The 18,263-nt window shown below is 32.7% G+C and carries 22 protein-coding genes; 12 read left to right on the forward strand and 10 right to left on the reverse strand.

Translation table 11 applies throughout. The features are described from left to right. The 4 genes from AC2D8I_RS01985 to AC2D8I_RS02000 form a co-directional block, all read right to left on the reverse strand. Entirely contained in the window at positions 1–324 is a 324-nt protein-coding gene (locus tag AC2D8I_RS01985; protein WP_484704313.1) for a DNA-directed RNA polymerase subunit omega, read from the reverse strand. A gap of 10 nt (positions 325–334) precedes the next feature. After that, the gene (locus AC2D8I_RS01990) at positions 335–1,135 is read right to left on the reverse strand and encodes an outer membrane protein assembly factor BamD (protein ID WP_484704314.1); all 801 of its coding nucleotides are present in this window, start codon (positions 1,133–1,135) and stop codon (positions 335–337) included. 259 nt (positions 1,136–1,394) lie between these two features. Further along, positions 1,395–2,270, reverse strand: a complete 876-nt coding sequence (gene dapA / locus AC2D8I_RS01995) for a 4-hydroxy-tetrahydrodipicolinate synthase (RefSeq protein WP_484704407.1) — start codon at positions 2,268–2,270, stop codon at positions 1,395–1,397. A 23-nt stretch (positions 2,271–2,293) separates the two neighbouring features. Further along, positions 2,294–2,815 carry a DUF6913 domain-containing protein gene (locus AC2D8I_RS02000; protein WP_484704315.1) on the reverse strand — a complete coding sequence of 174 codons (522 nt, stop codon included), beginning with the start codon at positions 2,813–2,815 and terminating at the stop codon, positions 2,294–2,296. Between the two features lie 75 nt (positions 2,816–2,890). Between AC2D8I_RS02000 and AC2D8I_RS02005 the strand changes: the two genes are divergently transcribed. The 3 genes from AC2D8I_RS02005 to AC2D8I_RS02015 are packed head-to-tail and all read left to right on the forward strand — an operon-like array spanning position 2,891 to position 5,000. Further along, positions 2,891–3,649 (forward strand): 5'-nucleotidase C-terminal domain-containing protein, encoded by a 759-nt coding sequence (locus AC2D8I_RS02005; RefSeq protein ID WP_484704316.1) that lies wholly within the window; start codon positions 2,891–2,893, stop codon positions 3,647–3,649. 2 nt (positions 3,650–3,651) lie between these two features. After that, a complete protein-coding gene (locus AC2D8I_RS02010; RefSeq protein ID WP_484704317.1) occupies positions 3,652–4,569 on the forward strand; it encodes a metallophosphoesterase in 918 nt (305 codons plus the stop codon). Positions 4,570–4,622: 53 nt separating this feature from the next. Next, positions 4,623–5,000: a DoxX family membrane protein gene (locus AC2D8I_RS02015; protein WP_484704318.1), complete on the forward strand. Its 378-nt coding sequence runs from the start codon at positions 4,623–4,625 to the stop codon at positions 4,998–5,000. A gap of 1 nt (position 5,001) precedes the next feature. On the opposite strand, the gene AC2D8I_RS02020 is transcribed toward AC2D8I_RS02015, so the two are convergent. The 5 genes from AC2D8I_RS02020 to AC2D8I_RS02040 all read right to left on the reverse strand — a co-directional run bounded on the left by AC2D8I_RS02020 (position 5,002) and on the right by AC2D8I_RS02040 (position 9,964). Next, on the reverse strand, positions 5,002–5,727 hold the full coding sequence (locus tag AC2D8I_RS02020; RefSeq protein WP_484704319.1) for a hypothetical protein: 726 nt from the start codon (positions 5,725–5,727) through the stop codon (positions 5,002–5,004). Positions 5,728–5,972: 245 nt separating this feature from the next. Further along, a complete protein-coding gene (ligA, locus tag AC2D8I_RS02025) occupies positions 5,973–7,979 on the reverse strand; it encodes an NAD-dependent DNA ligase LigA (protein WP_484704320.1) in 2,007 nt (668 codons plus the stop codon). 27 nt (positions 7,980–8,006) lie between these two features. Then, the gene (locus AC2D8I_RS02030) at positions 8,007–8,588 is read right to left on the reverse strand and encodes an LOG family protein (RefSeq protein WP_484704321.1); all 582 of its coding nucleotides are present in this window, start codon (positions 8,586–8,588) and stop codon (positions 8,007–8,009) included. Further along, a complete protein-coding gene (gene prmC / locus AC2D8I_RS02035; protein ID WP_484704322.1) occupies positions 8,589–9,434 on the reverse strand; it encodes a peptide chain release factor N(5)-glutamine methyltransferase in 846 nt (281 codons plus the stop codon). 38 nt (positions 9,435–9,472) lie between these two features. Further along, positions 9,473–9,964 carry a GNAT family N-acetyltransferase gene (locus tag AC2D8I_RS02040; RefSeq protein ID WP_484704323.1) on the reverse strand — a complete coding sequence of 164 codons (492 nt, stop codon included), beginning with the start codon at positions 9,962–9,964 and terminating at the stop codon, positions 9,473–9,475. Positions 9,965–10,015: 51 nt separating this feature from the next. Here AC2D8I_RS02040 and AC2D8I_RS02045 point away from each other — a divergent pair, with 51 nt between their 5' ends. The 5 genes from AC2D8I_RS02045 to AC2D8I_RS02065 are packed head-to-tail and all read left to right on the forward strand — an operon-like array spanning position 10,016 to position 13,631. Next, entirely contained in the window at positions 10,016–10,474 is a 459-nt protein-coding gene (locus AC2D8I_RS02045; RefSeq protein WP_484704324.1) for an LEA type 2 family protein, read from the forward strand. Positions 10,475–10,477: 3 nt separating this feature from the next. Further along, positions 10,478–11,518 carry a bifunctional diaminohydroxyphosphoribosylaminopyrimidine deaminase/5-amino-6-(5-phosphoribosylamino)uracil reductase RibD gene (gene ribD, locus AC2D8I_RS02050; RefSeq protein WP_484704325.1) on the forward strand — a complete coding sequence of 347 codons (1,041 nt, stop codon included), beginning with the start codon at positions 10,478–10,480 and terminating at the stop codon, positions 11,516–11,518. A 27-nt stretch (positions 11,519–11,545) separates the two neighbouring features. Next, positions 11,546–12,157 (forward strand): HAD family hydrolase, encoded by a 612-nt coding sequence (locus AC2D8I_RS02055; RefSeq protein ID WP_484704326.1) that lies wholly within the window; start codon positions 11,546–11,548, stop codon positions 12,155–12,157. Continuing rightward, complete coding sequence (locus AC2D8I_RS02060) at positions 12,154–13,014, forward strand: EamA family transporter (protein WP_484704327.1); 861 nt, start codon at positions 12,154–12,156, stop codon at positions 13,012–13,014. Before AC2D8I_RS02055 ends, AC2D8I_RS02060 begins: the two co-directional genes overlap by 4 nt. A gap of 2 nt (positions 13,015–13,016) precedes the next feature. Then, positions 13,017–13,631: an IMPACT family protein gene (locus tag AC2D8I_RS02065; protein WP_484704328.1), complete on the forward strand. Its 615-nt coding sequence runs from the start codon at positions 13,017–13,019 to the stop codon at positions 13,629–13,631. On the opposite strand, the gene AC2D8I_RS02070 is transcribed toward AC2D8I_RS02065, so the two are convergent. Then, a complete protein-coding gene (locus AC2D8I_RS02070; protein ID WP_484704329.1) occupies positions 13,628–14,023 on the reverse strand; it encodes an acyl-CoA thioesterase in 396 nt (131 codons plus the stop codon). The two genes, AC2D8I_RS02065 and AC2D8I_RS02070, sit on opposite strands and share 4 nt — an antisense overlap. Positions 14,024–14,218: 195 nt before the next feature. Between AC2D8I_RS02070 and dnaA the strand changes: the two genes are divergently transcribed. From dnaA to AC2D8I_RS02090, 4 genes are read left to right on the forward strand one after another with little or no spacing between them, the layout of a single operon-like run. Continuing rightward, a complete protein-coding gene (gene dnaA / locus AC2D8I_RS02075) occupies positions 14,219–15,646 on the forward strand; it encodes a chromosomal replication initiator protein DnaA (RefSeq protein ID WP_484704330.1) in 1,428 nt (475 codons plus the stop codon). A gap of 18 nt (positions 15,647–15,664) precedes the next feature. Then, positions 15,665–16,123 (forward strand): low molecular weight protein-tyrosine-phosphatase, encoded by a 459-nt coding sequence (locus AC2D8I_RS02080; RefSeq protein WP_484704331.1) that lies wholly within the window; start codon positions 15,665–15,667, stop codon positions 16,121–16,123. A 44-nt stretch (positions 16,124–16,167) separates the two neighbouring features. Then, complete coding sequence (locus AC2D8I_RS02085) at positions 16,168–17,544, forward strand: PQQ-dependent sugar dehydrogenase (RefSeq protein ID WP_484704332.1); 1,377 nt, start codon at positions 16,168–16,170, stop codon at positions 17,542–17,544. Then, positions 17,544–18,260, forward strand: coding sequence for an SAM-dependent methyltransferase (locus tag AC2D8I_RS02090; RefSeq protein ID WP_484704333.1), 717 nt, complete (start codon positions 17,544–17,546; stop codon positions 18,258–18,260). The genes AC2D8I_RS02085 and AC2D8I_RS02090 overlap by 1 nt, the downstream gene beginning before the upstream one ends. Positions 18,261–18,263: the final 3 nt, after the last annotated feature.

Here is an 18,263-nt window from a genome sequence, read left to right on the forward strand (position 1 = left end):
TTAGTTATCTGCTTCAGTGTTTCTGTGGTAGATTTTATCGTCTAACCATTCTTGAACAGCCAAAGCATGTGGCTTAGGCAATTTCTCGTAGAATTTAGACACTTCTATCTGTTCTTTATTTTCAAAAATTTCTTCCAAACTATCATTGTAAGTCGCAAATTCTTCCAACTTTTCAATAAGTTCTTTTTTAATTTCTGAATTGATTTGCTCTGCTCTTCTAGAAATAACAGAAATAGCTTCGTAGATATTATCTGTAGGAGCATCTACTGCATTTCTGTTGTACGTTGTTGTACTTAAAGGAGCATCAATCTTTTTTAAATCCATAATAGTTATATTAACTTTTTGTATTGTATTTTTCTAACTGCAGTTCAATGTTATCATACATTTCTTTAGCTTCTTCAGAAAACTCTGAATTCACATAAGTCTTCATAAATGAATTATAGTATGATTTTGCGGTTTGCAATCGTGTTTGTTTTTTGTATTCTACACTCTTAATTGCTAATTGGTAGGCAGAATCAAATCTATAAAACAAGGCTTTTTCTCTAAACGATGAGCCTGGGAAATCTATAATAAAATTATCAAAAGACGCTATAGAAGCCTTATAATCCGATATTAAGTTATATTGCTTAGCAATTCTATAAGCTTTCTTTTCCAATTTAAATTCTAGCTCCTTTACCAAAGTATTAACTTGGTTTAAATACTTAGAGTCTGGATATATATTCACAAATTCTTGTAACTTTTCTAAAGCTTCAATAGTATATTCTTGATCTTTAGAAAATACAGGAGATAACTCATAATAACTTTGAGCACTTTTAAACATCGCTTCTTCAACCTTATCACTTTTGGGGTAAGCTGATACAAACCGTTCGAAATGATACCCCGAAATGTAGTAATCGCCCATTTCATAAGATGCGTTTGCATTTAAAAACATTAATTTTTCTGCTTGAGGCTTCCCTCTATATCTTGGTATAATTTGTTCGAATAATCTATTGGCTTTGCTAAACTTTCCTTCATTGTAAAGAGCTTCCCCCATTTTAAATTTCTCTCCGACATCCTCAGATTTAAGGACTCTTTGATATTGACTACATGAACTAAATACTAAGATTAGCAATAAGATGTAAAAACTGTTTTTCATAAATTTTTCAACAAGATGCAAAAATACGCTATTAATATGGATTTTAAAAATATAATTTCTATGCTAAATTAATGTTTGCATCGCCCTTTAGGATTGAGATTAAGTAATATTTAACTTTTAACTGTTTTAATATCTTCAAAAGATAAAAGCCTGATCGTTTTTGTCTCTTATTATTCTCGTCTAGACGGCTTCTTATTAAAAATAGAACCTGTGTCGGTTTAATTTAAATAATGAGTCTTTAAGAAACTAAATTTAATCGTTACTTTTTTAAAAATTGATTTACTTTCTCTTTTAAGTCTTTGCTCGCAGGCACCAAAGGTAATCTTACGGTATCATTACAGAGTTTCAGCGCTTCTAATACAGCCTTTATTCCTGCTGGATTATTTTCTGAAAAGATAAGATTTATAGCTTCCATTAATTCAAAATAAATTGCATAAGCTGCTTTGGCTTCACCTTGTCTTCCTAGTTGAATCATTTCAGAAAATGGTTTTGGTAAAGCTTGCCCTATAACAGAGATAACACCATCTCCTCCTGCTAACGCTACACCTAGAGCCAAATCATCGTCCCCTGAAATAATTCCAAAACCGTCTGGTTTTCCTTTTAATAATTGTAAATATTGATTCATATTGCCTCCAGCTTCCTTAACAGCAACAATATTTCCGAAGTCCCTAGCCAATCGAAATATCGTTTCTGGTGTCATATTTGAAGCTGTTCTTCCTGGGACATTATATAATATAATTGGTATTGGACACACCTCTGAAATAGCTTTAAAGTGTTGATAAACGCCTTCTTGCGTTGGTTTACTATAGTAGGGAGACACAGATAATATTCCTTCAAAAGGTGTTAAATCTGTTGCTTGAATTTCTGCTATAATAGACGCTGTGTTATTTCCGCCTATCCCTAAAACCAATGGCACTCTTCCTTTATTTGTCTTTTGTACCGTTTCAACAATCGCATCCTTTTCTGCTTTTGTTACGGTAGCGCTTTCGCCTGTTGTACCACTAATCACAATATAATTAATACCATTTTCGATATTAAATTCTACAATATCAATTAATGCTTTGTGATCTATACTCGCGTCTTTATTAAAAGGGGTCACTATTGCTATTCCTGTTCCTACAAAAGAATTCTTCATATTTACTAAAGAGGTTTTCATTTTTATATTTTATTTAAAATATTAAGATACTTCACTAATTCTAGTCTAAATGTTCTAAAGTCGTTTACTGCTGTTTTTAAAATAAGATCATTTAACCGTTCATCCATTTGCAAAATCCCTACTTTAAATGTTGATTTTGATGCGACCGTTAATAATTTCAAAGGCATACTATCGCTTGTATAATAGCTAATTAAAAGATCAAATTTTGTATTTAAAAACTTTTTTAATGTTTCATTTTTTACGGAGCCATTCCACCCCAAATCATTTATGTCAAATAAAGGAACTGCATCATCTACTGCTTGTTCCTTTTTTTCATTTGTAAATGCAATAACTTCAATTTTATTTGCATTTATATTTAATTCCTGCGCCAGAGTTTTAAACAAATCACAATCTACTGGTTCTGCGCTACTTACAAGTACACCAAGGCGCTCAACCTTATCGCTTGAAACTTCAACAACCCGTTGCTTTAATGTTTTATTAATATACTTTTTATTAGATTTCTCCTTAAATCCTTTTAAAATCATTTATATTTATCGCTTTGCTACAAAAATAGCAAAAGACGGTTAAATAGTTAACCTAAACGCAACAAGTTTAATCTTATGAAAAATAAAGTTTTTTTTATCTTCTTAATCGCTATTACTTTTTATGCATGTAAAGAAGATCCCTATAACCTTAGTAAAATTGAAGGTAAGCGAATACTTATTTCCGATACCATTAAGGCTAATCCAGATTTCGAAAAAATAATAACACCCTATCGCAAGAAAATAAATGACGATATGAATGGTGTTATTTCGTATGCTTTAGAAACTTATTCTAAAAGTAATGGCCATTTAAACACAGCCATAGGAAACCTTATGGCCGATATTGTTTCTGAACAAGGAAACATTATTTTTAACAAGCGGACTGGAAAAAATATTGATGCTACAATATTAAATTATGGTGGTATTCGTTCTATTATTTCTAAGGGTAACATAACAACTAGAACCGCTTTTCAAATTATGCCTTTTGAAAATAGTATTGTTGTTGTGGCATTAAAAGGCGCTCAAGTTGATAGTATGATGCATTATTTGAGTCATTCAAAAACAGCACACCCTGTAAGTGGCATAAACCTTACTCTAGACAAAAACTTTAATATCTCGAAAGCCTTAATTAAAGATAAGCCTATTGATAGAAACAAAACATATTACATCGCTACAAACGATTACTTATATAACGGAGGAGATAGAATGCGTTTTTTCCACCCTAATGACAGTTTATATGTCTTAGATTATAAAATTCGTAATGCCATGATAGACTACTTTAAAAAAGTAGATACCATTAACCCAGTTATAGACGACAGATTTATCCAAACCAAATAATTATGAAACGTAGAACATTCTTAAAACAATCGACAGCTGCTACAGCTATGGTAACCATAGGCGGATTTGGATTACAATCTTTTGCGACAGCTTCTAAACTAAAAAAAATAACAATCCTTCATACTAACGATGTCCATAGTCATATAGATCCTTTCCCTGCAGACGCCTCTAGAAACGCAAATCAAGGAGGGGTATCTAGAAGGGCCAGCTTAGTAGAGTCTATTCGTAAGGAAAATCCGAACACCTTACTTTTGGATGCTGGAGATATTTTTCAAGGCACGCCTTATTTTAATTATTTTGGCGGAGAATTAGAATTCACATTAATGTCTAAAATGAAATATGATGCTGCAACCATAGGAAATCATGATTTCGATAATGGCATAGATGGTTTATTCGCACAACTACCCCATGCTAAATTTCAATTTATCTCTGCGAATTATGACTTTAAGAATACCATTATGGATACGCATGTAAAACCATATAAAACATTCATTAAAGACGGACTTAAAATTGGGGTCTTTGGATTAGGGGTGCAACTACATGGTTTGGTCGAAAAAAAATTATATAAAGAAACAGTGTACTTAGATCCTATTGAAACAGCTCAAGAAATGACACGTATTCTTAAAGAGAATGAATCTTGTGATCTTGTGATTTGCTTATCTCATTTAGGGTATTATTATAAAAAGAATCCAGATAAAATTTCGGATCTCAACTTAGCCAAAGCGACCAAAGATATCGATTTAATTATTGGTGGCCATACACATACTTTTTTACCAAAACCAACTATTGCTCAAAATATTGAAGGTAAGAATGTTCTTGTAAACCAAGTGGGCTGCTATGGTATTAATCTGGGCCGAATAGATTTTTATTTTGATAATGATAAAAACAAAACTGCTAATGGAGCTTCTATCATGGTGTAAGGTATTCTTTTTTATAGCTACTATATAGTTATAAAAATAAGATACTCACATTTATGAAATCCAAATTATTATTTATTTTACGCTTAATTATAGCTATAATATTAATACAGACATTGCGTTTTAAATTTACAGCACACCCTGACAGTGTTTATATTTTTGAACAAGTAAACTTAGAACCTTTTGGTCGTATTGGCATTGGTGTTTTAGAACTTATTGCTGGTATTCTACTCTTAATTCCAAAAACGGTTTGGAGTGGCGCTATTTTAACTTTAGGAATTATGAGTGGTGCTATTATAATGCACCTTACCCAACTAGGCATTGTCGTAAAAAATGATGGTGGTGTTTTATTTATAACCGCTGTAGTAACTTTTATCTTATCTGGTATAACTCTGTTTTTATATAGAAAGGATATTCCTTTTTTAAAATTATAGATTAAGTAGATAAGGTTTGTTTATTTTTACATTGGTGTATTTTAGTTTCTATATACATATAAACAAAATAAAACCCTGCAATTAATAGTAAAGAATAAACGACATTAAAAACATAATCTGCAGAAATAAAAATATAAGCAACTTGTACCATTTCTGAAAAAACAATACACATACTCGCTAAAAACAGCAAAAAGTCTGCTCTTGCATCATGATACAAATAATTGAGCAAAGAAAATGAAAGTAATAATAGTACAGATAAATTGTAAATACTTTCAAATAGAAAGCCTAAAGAGTAGACTTTTAAAGAATCCCCATCTAAAATCATTTGATTAAGCGTAAAAACAATATAAATATTAAACACCCCTAAAATCAATAGATAATACTTAAAACGCCTTAATAGCTTTTTTAAATTCAGATCTCTAATCATATAAGTGATAAGACATAAGTAGGCGATTACATATGGCATACTTCCTACACATGAGTATACTATAGATTGTAATATCTTTATTACAGCATAAACGCCTTCAATAGAAAACACCAACAAAAACCCTATAAAAAACTTACTCTTAATTTCTACTTCTGTAAAATACAAATACAAAAAAACAGGAAATATAATTGCTTTGGAAATACCAGAAATTAAGGGATAATCTAGCAAAACACTCACAACAAACAAAGTCACTAGAAAAATTACAGCTCCTTTAATCAACTTAAATCTATCAATACTCATTTCACACATTTGGGGAGGATCCCAAATGTATTGAAAAAAAGATTACCTCTTAACCATTTATTTGATTTTACATAAATCTTAATTTTTTAACGTTTTTTTCTTTAAATACATCGTTAAAAGAACAGCAAACACTATGTTATTCCAAAAACAACACTCATAAAACACAAATAACACTACTCATAAAAGAGCATAAATTCATTGTTTCATCTCCAAAAAAGCTTAAAAAGCCATTGTTTTATCTTACTCTAAATCAAAAACTTATCAAAAAATTGCTTTTCAGACATTAAAGGCACACCTAATTTTTCAGCCTTTTCCTTTTTACTCGGCCCCATTTTATCACCTGCTATAACATAAGACGTTTTAGATGAAATGGAAGACGCATTTTTACCACCGTTATCTTCAATTATTTTTTTTAACTCTGTACGCGATACGCTTTCAAAAACGCCAGAAACAACAAAAGACAGCCCTTTTAATTTATTGGTTTGATATGCTAATTCATCTGCTGAAACTTCTAATTGCACACCGAACATTTTTAACCTTTGAATCGTTTCAATATTAGCCGCGTTAGCAAAAAAGGCCACTACACTTTTGGCTATTTTCACACCTATTTCATCTACTTGTTCTAAATGCTCTATAGATGCTTCTGCTAAAGCATCTATAGTTTTATAGTGCTTCGCTAATTTTTTTGCCACCGTTTCCCCTACAAAACGAATCCCTAAAGCAAATAACACACTCTCAAAAGGAATTTTTTTAGAAGCAGCTACCCCTTTTACCAAGTTCTCTGCACTTTTCTCTGCCATCCGATCTAATGGCATTAATTCTGCTACTGTTAACTCATACAAATCGGAATAATTAGCTATTAAACCTTCTTTTACCAAAAGCGCAACAGTCTCTCCACCTAAGCCTTCAATATCCATAGCTTTTCTAGAGATATAATGCTGAATACGCCCTATAACCTGAGTTTTACAGCCATTATAATTAGGACAATAGTGCTTAGCCTCCCCTTCGATCCTAACCAATACGGTATTACATTCTGGATCAGGACAGTTCGATATATACTCTGTAGCCATAGCATGCTCTGGCCGATTAGCTAAATCAACAGCTATAATTTTAGGAATAATCTCCCCTCCTTTTTCTACAAAAACAGTATCGTTTACTCTTATATCTAACTTTGCAATTTGATCTGCATTATGTAAAGACGCCCTTTTCACAGTGGTTCCCGCCAATTCTACTGGCTCAAGATTTGCCACTGGGGTAATCGCACCTGTACGTCCTACTTGATAGGAAATTGAATTTAATACTGTTGAGACTTGCTCTGCCTTAAACTTATAGGCCATTGCCCAACGTGGTGCTTTAGAAGTATAGCCCAATTCTTCTTGCTGAAACAAACTGTTGACCTTTACGACAACACCATCTGTTTCGTAAGGTAAATTATGCCGTGCAGTATCCCAAAAGTTAATAAACTCGAAAACCGCTTCTATGGAATCTACTAATTTTGCTGTCTCTGGCACCTTAAACCCCATTGCTCTTGCTTTCTCAAGACTATTATATTGAGAGCTTACCCCTAAGTTCTCTCCTGTTAAATTATACAACAAGCATTCCAAAGGCCGTTTTGCAACTTCAGAACTATCCTGTAGTTTTAAACTGCCTGAAGCTGTGTTTCTAGGGTTTCGATAAGGTTCCTCCCCATTAGCTACACGCGCTTCATTCATCTTCTCAAACCCTTCAAAAGGCAAAATAATTTCTCCCCTAATATCAAATTTTGAAGGGTAATCCCCTTTAAGCTTTAAAGGTACCGTTTTTATCGTTTTTATATTTGCTGTAACCTCATCTCCCTGAAAGCCATCCCCTCTAGTAACTGCCCTAATCAAACGCCCCTCTTCATAAGTCAAACTTATTGAAGCGCCATCATATTTAAGTTCACATGTATATTGCAAGTCTCCATCTACCAATTTTTTAATTCGCTTTTCCCAATCTTTCAAATCGTCTAAAGAATATGAATTATCTAAAGAATACATTCTATGATTATGAACTATAGTATTAAAGTTCTTTGTAACTTCTCCACCAACTCTTAATGTTGGCGAATTAGCATCGTAAAACTCCGGATGCAAATCTTCTAGAGCTTGTAATTCTTTTAACTTTATATCAAAATCGTAATCGCTAATTGTTGCATTATCTAAAGTATAATAATTATAATTATGCTCTCTAAGCACTTTACGAAGGGTTTCTATTTTTTCTTTTACACTACTCATAATATTCTCTTTTCCTAGTACTAAAAACTACAATCGCTCTATATTTAACCATTCTGGTTTTGGCAAGGGCACGAATTCATTCATCTTTATTATAAGCCCTTCAATAGTATCATCTACAACAATAGCATTCCAATGTTCTTGCTTTAAAAATCCACGTGCTACCATCGTTTTACATTGTGCTACTAAAGCATCATAATACCCATTAACATTCAAAATACCTATAGGTTTTATGTGTAACCCTAATTGCCCCCAAGTCGCAATTTCAAAAAACTCATCCATAGTACCAAACCCACCAGGAATAACCATAAATCCTTCAGATTTTTCATACATAATAACTTTTCTATCATGCATATTTTTGGTTACAATAAGTTCTGATAAATCTTGACTAACAATCTCCTTTGTTTTTAAAAATTCTGGAATCACCCCTAGGCAATTACCATTATTATCAATAAGCCCTTTAGCGACCTGCCCCATAATTCCAATTTTAGCAGCGCCATAGACCAAAGTAATCCCTTTCATAGCAAAAATCGCCCCTAATTGGTATGCTGTATCTTTTATAATAAGATCATTCCCTTCACTTGCCCCACAAAATACTGCTATACTTTTCATTTATATCTTTATTGCTTTTAACATTCTATTTTTTCCATACATATCCTTTTTAATCTCAACCGCTTTAAAGCTATAAGATTTCACTAAATCAATCATTTCCTTTGCTAAATATTCATTAATTTCAAAAAATAATACCCCTTCACTAATTAAGTTTTTTTCTGCAAATCCAGTAATTACTCTATAAAATTGTAATGGATCCTCATTCTCTACAAATAATGCCAAGTGCGGCTCGTTATTTAAAACATTGGCCTTCATTTCTTGCTTTTCCATATTGCGAACATAGGGAGGGTTAGAAACAATAACATCGCTTTGTTTTTCTATATGCAACAAAGGATCTAAGATATCTGCTTCTTGAAAAGTTACTGCTGCTGCATTTAATATATTGTTTTCTTTCGCTACAAGTAATGCTTGCTTGCTTACATCCAACGCTGTAACAGTTGCATTCGATAGCATTTTATCTAATGTTATAGCAATACATCCTGTTCCTGTTCCTATATCTAATATATTGAGAGTATTTACAGCTTTCATTTGCTTAACTGCAGCAATAACCCAAGCCACCAACTCCTCTGTTTCTGGTCTAGGTATTAATGTGTGTTCATTGACTTTAAATGGCAAATTATAAAACATAGTCTCACCTACAATATACTGAATAGGCTCCGCTTTCTTTAATCGATTTAAAGCATTAAAAACTAAATCCTGCTCCTCTTTAGTAATCGATAAATTAACATCCAACGCCAGCTCTAATCGCGAAATATCAAAGAAAGTTTTTATACATATATAAAAAAAACTAGACACCTCTTCTTTTCCATAAATAGAATCTAACTCTAAATGAAATACTGCTTTCACGTTTTTTAGTAACACCTTTATTATTTTAAATTATCAGTCTATAATTTTTTTAACATCCATACACCACAGGAATAATGCCCTGTATCTCCCAAAGGTTTTTCTAAGTGTATAAAGCCATATTTTTCATAAATATGAATCGCCGTTTTTAATTGAGAAGCCGACTCCAAATAGCAGTGTTTATAGCCTAATATTTTTGCAGATTCCAGACATTTTTCAAACAACAATTTACCATAGCCTTTCCCTCTCATTTTGGGAGATGAATACATTTTTTGAATCTCGCAAATACCCGTTTCAGCCCCACTTAAGGCCTTTACACCTCCACCACCAAGAACCACTCCATCTACTTCTACAACATAATAAACATCATTTGCATTTTGATAAGATTCATACATATTAGGCGTTTCACTATCGGCATATGCCGTTCCTACCAAAGGCAAATTAAACTCAGGAAAACAAGCACGAATAATAGCCTCAATTTTCGCATTATCGTTGGGCTGAATTTCTCTTATTACAATATTATTTTTACTCACTTTAATATACTATTTTTACGCAAGTGAAGATACACCAATTATAAAAAAACTATGATGAAGAAACTTATAATGTTATCAACAATTATAATAACCACTTTTAGCTGTTCTGTAAATGAAAAACCAGAATTTCTAAGAGTTGAAAACATTAGTGTTTTAGAATCCTCCTCAGATTACATAACATTAAGTGCTGAAGCTTTTTTCTTAAACTCTAATCACATTGGTGGAGAGCTAAAATCGGAAGGTATCAAAGTATTCATAAACAATGTAGAAATGGGAACCATTTCCTCTAACCCTGTAAAAGTCCCTGCCAGAAAAGAGTTTTCAATTCCTTTAAAAGCTAAAATCCCTACAAAAAAAATTTTCAACTCTAGCCATCTTGGTGGTTTACTTAATAGTCTTTTTAGCAAAAAAGTTGAAGTACGATACAAAGGCATTATTAAATATAAAATTTTAGGATTCTCTCATACATATCAAGTAGACAAAACTGAAAGTGTAAAAATTAAACTCTAAATAATGCACGAGGTTTATATAAAACGTTGTATTGAAATTGCAAAAAAAGCTATGGGAAGCGCTAGACCAAACCCCATGGTAGGTAGTGTTATTGTACATAACAATAAAATTATAGGGGAAGGTTACACTAGCCATTATGGTGGCAACCATGCAGAGGTGAACGCCATCAATGCCGTAAAAGACAAAACCCTTTTACTTAATGCGACATTATATGTCACTTTAGAACCCTGTTCACACTACGGAAAAACGCCACCTTGTGCTAATTTAATTATAGAACATAATATTCCCAATATTGTTATTGGTACTATTGACACCTATAGTAAAGTTGCAGGAAAAGGGATTGCTATGCTTCGAAATAAAGGCTGCAATGTTATTGTTGGCGTTTTAGAAGACGAATGCAAAGAACACCACAAACGCTTTTTTACCTTTCACAACAAGCAACGCCCTTATATTATACTTAAATGGGCAGAAACTAGGGATGGCTTTATTGCTCCTAAAACAAAAGAAGAAACTAAACCTGTATGGATTAGCAATGATTTATCTAGACAACTCGTTCATAAATGGAGAGCAGAGGAGCAAGCCATACTTGTGGGAACCAATACCGTTTTACAAGATAACCCCAGTCTTACTGTACGTGATTGGAGCGGACAAAACCCTATTAGAGTTGTTTTAGATAAAACTTTAAAATTAAGTAAAAAAGCTTCTGTTTTTAACTCTAGAGCTAAAACCATAGTAATCACCTCTAAAGCAATACCATCAAACTTAAAACAGAGTCATAACACCATAGACTTTAACGCTACCAACACCATAGCGTCTCAAATCTGTGACGTTCTGCACGCCAACAATATCTCTTCTGTTATTATTGAAGGCGGTTCAAAAACACTTCAATCATTTATAAATGAAGCGCTTTGGGATGAAGCGCGAATATTTACAGGTTCCGTCGCGTTTAAAGAAGGGATAAAACACCCCGAATTTTCAGGGCATTTAATCGCTGAAGAAAATTTGCTAGGAGATACCCTTAGAGTATACAAACCATTAACTTAAAAAACTTTCGTTTTAACGAAAATTAATATGATTAAAACCATAATATTCGATTTTGGAGACGTGTTCATTAACCTTGATAAAGAAGGCGCTATGAAAAACGCATTAGATTTATTTAAAATAAAGGAACTCCCTGAAGATATGCTTGCCGTAAATGCATTGTATGAACAAGGCTTTATGTCTACCGATGAATTTCTAGATTTCTACTGCGATAACTTTCCAAAATTATCAAAAAAAGACATTATAGACTCTTGGAACTATATTTTATGCGACTTTCCGCTGTATAGATTAAATTTTATAAAGCAATTATCGGCAGACAAAAAATACAAACTTATCTTATTAAGTAACACAAATGCGCTCCATATAGAGAGCATAAAAAAACACCTTTCATTTTATGAAGAGTTTAAGCGTTGTTTTGATGCCTTTTACCTGTCTCATGAAATTGGACTTAGAAAGCCAAACGCTGGTATTTATGAATTTGTATTAAATGAAAACAACCTCAACTCTAAAGAGTGCTTATTTATAGATGACACCAAAGAAAATACAGACGCAGCCGCTAAACTTGGTATAAACGTATGGAATAACATCCCTGAAAAAGAAGATGTTATTGATTTATTTTCAATTAAACGCAACCTGTTTTGATCAATCTAATTCTTAGCATATTATTTTCCAGTGCACTCTATGTTATTTTTAAATACTTTGAAAAGTACAATATTAATACTTTACATGCTATTGTTGTAAATTACATCGTTGCTGGAACCTGTGGTTTTCTCTTTTATGATGGCCGTGTTACTTTTAGAAAAATCCCAGATGAACAATGGTTTACAGAAGCCATTATACTAGGGTTTATGTTCATTTTTATTTTTAACATAATGGCATTAACCTCACAAAAAAATGGTCTTTCTGTCGCTTCTGTCTCTGGAAAAATGTCTGTAGTTATCCCTATCGTATTTGCAATTATAGTATACGAAGAGCAATTAAGTGCTTTAAAAATCACAGGTATCCTAATTGCTTTATTAGCCGTTTATTTCACGTCTGTAAAACGTAAAGATCATACTGTAGCAATGAATAAAAAAACCTTAATCTACCCTATCTTATTATTTATTGGCTCTGGAATTTTAGATACTTTTATAAAACACATTGAAATCAATTATTTATCCACGCAAGAGATTCCTTATTTTTCAGCAACCGTTTTCTGTATTGCGGGCGCAATAGGCATTATAAGCTTAATAATAAAAAAAGACTTTAACTTTAAATGGCAAAACATTATCGCTGGCATTATACTAGGAGTTCCTAATTATTTTTCGATAGTCTATTTATTCAAAGCATTACAATACCCCAATTTAAACAGTTCCATTGTGTTTACCATAAACAATGTTTCTATTGTAATGTTCTCTACAATAGCAGGAATTCTTATATTCAATGAAAAATTAATCCAAAAAAATTGGTTCGGCATAGGCTTAGCCATTATAAGTATCATTTTAGTAGCAAGTAATTAATTTTGAAAGAAAAAGACACCTATAAAACAATTTTGAAAGCTTCAGAAGAAACGCTTTTTAAAGACAGGAATAGTAAATTTTTCGGCTATGCCTTTCCTATATCTACAGAAGAAGAGGTTAAACCCCATATAGATACCCTAAAAAAACAACACCATTCGGCAAGACATTGGTGCTACGCCTACCAACTAGGCACAGAAACTCTAAAATACAGAGCTAATGATGACGGCGAACCAAGTAATAGCGCAGGAATGCCAATCTATGGCCAAATACAATCCCATGATGTCACCAACCTATTAATTGTAGTGGTTAGATATTTTGGAGGCGTTAAATTAGGCGTAGGAGGACTCATTAACGCCTATCGCACAGGAGCTCAACTGGCTTTAGAGGCTTCAGAAATTATAGAACGTACTATCAATATAAACTTTTTAATCACTTTTGAGTACGCCAATATGAATAAGGTTATGAGAATTATTAAAGAAAAAACGCTTAACATAACCCATCAAAAAATGGAATTAAACTGTGAAATCACCATTTCTGTACGCAAAAAAAAGGCTTCAGAAATTGAAGCCATTTTTAAAACGCTTTACAAGGTCGACATCAAAACACTTGACAGTTAAGGCAATGCCTCTAAAATATATTTTGGAGGTCTAATCGGCCTATTTGTTTTCAAATCGACAAAAGCCAAAACAGTGCTTGCTGTCGATAAAATATCATTAGATTCATTCACTATTTCATAGTCAAATGCTATAGTTGCAGAAGGTGTTTTTTTCAACCGTGTTTTTACCGTAATGACATCATCATAATACGCCGGTTTTTTAAAATTTAATTGCAAAGAAATCACAGGAAGTGCAACGCCCTCTCTTTCCATTATTTTATACGAAACGCCTAATTTTCTCAACCACTCAATTCGCCCCATTTCTAGATATAATGCGTAATTTCCGTGATGAACTACACCCATTTGGTCCGTTTCACCATATCGCACTCTTATTTTAATTTCATCGTTTACCACACGCTCAAATTTTATTATTTTTTTTTTCGTTTTAACTAGTCTTTAACATAGTAAAAAAAAACAACAAAATCAATAGTGAATGATTTTTTTTTCTAGTAATTTGTTCACATATTTGTATTGCTATAAAGCAGTACAGTCTTTAATCCGATTCTGTCCTGTTATTCAACTAATTATCTAAAAGTTTTCAATTAACAAATGAGTGTAACTGCGCAACCGGTATGGAATAACTGTTTGAATTTCATAAAGGATAACATCCAACCACAAGCTTATAAAACATGGTTTGAACCAATCATTGCAGTTAAGCTTTCGGACAATGCTTTGAGCATACAAGTTCCGAGTAAGTTTTTTTACGAATGGCTTGAAGAGCATTACGTTAAAATACTAAAAGTAGCGCTTACTAAAGAGCTCGGTGAAACGGCAAAATTGGTTTATATTATTAAGATGGAAAATACTTATGGTAATAAACAACCTTTTACCGAAAAAATTCCAAGTTCTAATAGAGCCGCTGTAAAGGCACAAGATGTGAATGTACCTTTAAACAATAAGAATCCTGAGCTGCGTAATCCATTTGTAATCCCAGGTATTCGGAATGTTAAAATTGAATCTCAACTTAATCCAAATTATAATTTCGATAATTTCCTAGAAGGTGATTCTAATCGCTTGGCAAGAAGTGCTGGTTTAGCTGTTTCTGCAAAACCTGGAGGAACCTCTTTTAACCCGCTGTTAATTTTTGGAGGCGTTGGTTTGGGAAAAACACACTTAGCACATGCTATTGGGGTTAATATAAAAGACAAATACCCAGAAAAGACTGTTTTATACATTTCTGCTGAAAAATTCACGCAACAATATATAGATTCTGTAAAGAAGAATAACAGAAATGATTTTATTCACTTCTATCAACTTATAGATGTTTTAATTATTGATGATGTTCAGTTTCTTTCTGGGAAATCTGGAACACAAGATGTTTTTTTCCATATATTTAACCACTTACATCAAAATGGCAAACAAGTTATTCTAACCAGTGACAAGGCTCCCGTAGACATGCAAGATATAGAACAACGCTTACTATCTCGCTTTAAATGGGGCTTATCTGCAGAATTACAAACACCTGGTTTCGAAACTCGAGTATCTATACTAAAAAACAAACTCTACCGCGATGGTGTAGAAATGCCAAATGAGATTATAGAATACGTTGCTAAAAATATTAAATCCAATATTAGAGAATTAGAAGGTGCCATTATTTCATTAATAGCACAATCTTCTTTTAACAAAAAGGAAGTTAATATTGATTTAGCAAGACAAGTTGTTGAGAAGTTTGTAAAAAACACAAAACGAGAAGTTTCTATAGATTATATACAAAAAGTAGTATCAGACTATTTCCAAATGGATGTCGATACCCTACAATCTAAAACAAGAAAACGTCATATTGTACAAGCTAGACAACTGGCTATGTTTTTTGCTAAGAAGTTTACCAAAGCATCTTTAGCGAGTATTGGATCTCAAATAGGCAAGCGTGATCATGCAACTGTTCTACACGCATGTAAAACAGTTGATAACCTTTCCTCTACAGATAAACAGTTTAAGAAATATGTAGAAGATCTTACTAAAAAGCTTTCAGTATAACAATAGCATTATAAAATTATGGTTAAAATACTAATGGTTTGCCTCGGAAACATCTGTCGTTCTCCGCTAGCTGAAGGTATTTTAAAATCAAAACTATCTAATACAGAGCACTTTTTTATTGATTCTGCTGGCACTAGTAATCATCATATTGATGAAAAACCAGATGTACGTTCCATTAATACAGCTAAAAAATATGGTCTTGATATTAGGAATCAAAGAGCACGTCAGTTTACAACTCTTGATTTTGATCGTTTTAATTACATCTATGCAATGGATAATGCTAATTATGAAAATATTCTAAGATTAGCGAGAACAGCAGATGAGAAAAGAAAAGTAAAACTCATATTAAACGAAAGTTATCCTAATAAAAACTTAGATGTTCCAGATCCCTATTATGGTGGTGATTCTGGTTTTGATGAAACATACAAAATGCTTGACAACGCTTGTAATATTATAAAAAAAAGACTATCCATATGATAATCAGCGTATAATTAGTATTAACTTTACTAAAAACACGCAAAATGAAAAAACAATACATCGCTCTCATTTTTATTATTATTTCAACTTTTACTTATAGTCAAACGGTTGCGCTAGAAGCTTTCGGCCCTACATTTACAAATCCTGTAGAAATTACTCATGCTGGAGACACTAGACTTTTTGTTGTTGAACAAAATGGTATTGTAAAAATATTGAACCCAAATGGTAGTGTTAACAGCACCCCTTTTTTAAATATTAGCGCTTTAATTACTGCTGGTGGAGAGCAAGGATTACTAGGCATAGCCTTTGCTCCTGACTATTCTGTTTCTGGTCGTTTTTATGTCAATTACACCAATAATTCTGGCAATACAGTAATAGCAAGATATAATGTAAGCTCAAATCCAGACCTAGCTAATACTAATGGCACTATTTTATTAACTATAAATCAACCGTTTACAAATCACAATGGTGGCAAGTTAGCTTTTGGACCAGATGGCTATTTATATATTGCTACAGGAGATGGTGGTAGCGGAGGCGACCCAGGTAATAGGGCACAGAATCCGAACTCCTTACTAGGTAAAATATTAAGAATAGATGTTAGCGGTACTAATTACAGTATTCCAGCAACTAATCCATATGCAAATACTGGAGGGGCTCAAGAAATTTATGCGATAGGACTTAGAAACCCATGGAAACTATCGTTTGATACAATGACTGGGGATTTATGGGTTGCTGATGTTGGTCAGAATGCTTTTGAAGAGATCAACCAAGTAACTAATTCTGGCAACCCTGGTGACAATTATGGATGGAGATGCTATGAAGCCAATACGCCATATGATAATAGTAGTGGTAATTGCCCATTATTCGAGAATACTATAGCCCCAGTTTCAAATTATGCTTTGGCTAATGGGAGGTGTGCTATTACTGGTGGTTATGTATATAGAGGCAGTCTTTATCCCGATTTTGAAGGCAAGTATTTTTTTGCGGATTATTGCAGTAATGAAATTGGAATTCTTACTGAAAATGAAGGCATTTGGAATATGGCTTTCCAAACGCCTAATATTTCACAATTTTGGACTACATTTGGAGAAGACTTGAATGGTGAGTTATACATTGCAGGAAGTGGAAAGGTATATAAATTATCTGATCCAAATTTAAGCATCCAAAAGAACAATACGTTCGATTTCAAGATGTACCCAAACCCTTCAAAAGTTATTGTAAACTTTAGTTTTCCATTACAGCATGAAGCTATTAAATCTATTACAATTTACTCTTTTCAAGGCAAAAAAATTAAAATGATTAAACCCAATAATAACCCGCAATTAAACCTTTCTACGAACAAAATCCGTAATGGATTATACTTAGTAGAAGTCTTAACTAGAAATGGTAAAAAAGCGATTAAAAAACTTATAATCAATTAATGGAAAATCAAATAGGTAAATTATATCTTATACCAACAACATTGGGAGACACGGAACCACTAAATGTACTCCCTTTAACGGTAAAAAAAATAATCGAACAAATTGATATATATATTGTTGAAAATGAAAAAACGGCCAGACGCTTTATAAAAAAAATAAGTTCAGGTAAGCAACAATCATCTTTGACCTTATTACCGCTTAATAAATTTACAGACAGCAATGAGCTTCCTAGTTACTTAGATCCCTGTAAGCAAGGCCTTAATGTTGGTATTATTTCTGACGCTGGTTGCCCTGGCGTTGCCGACCCTGGTGCAGATATTGTAAAAATCGCACATGAAAACAATATAAAAGTAGTTCCCTTAGTAGGACCTTCTTCTATTTTATTAGCTATAATGGGTTCTGGTATGAATGGACAAAGTTTTGCCTTTAACGGCTATTTACCTATAGACAAAGGGGACCGTAAACAGGAATTAAAACGTTTAGAACGTTTATCTTTTGAACATAATCAATCACAATTATTCATAGAAACACCATATCGAAACAATAAAATGTTGGAAGACCTACATACAGTTTTAAATGGAAATACAGCTATATGTGTTGCTTGCGATATCACATTACCCACCGAGTACATCAAAACAATGACTGCAAATCAATGGAAAAAAACGAAGGTTGATCTCCATAAAAGACCAACCTTATTTATTATACATAAAACTTAAAAT

This window comes from Lacinutrix sp. YIN62, from assembly GCF_057219185.1.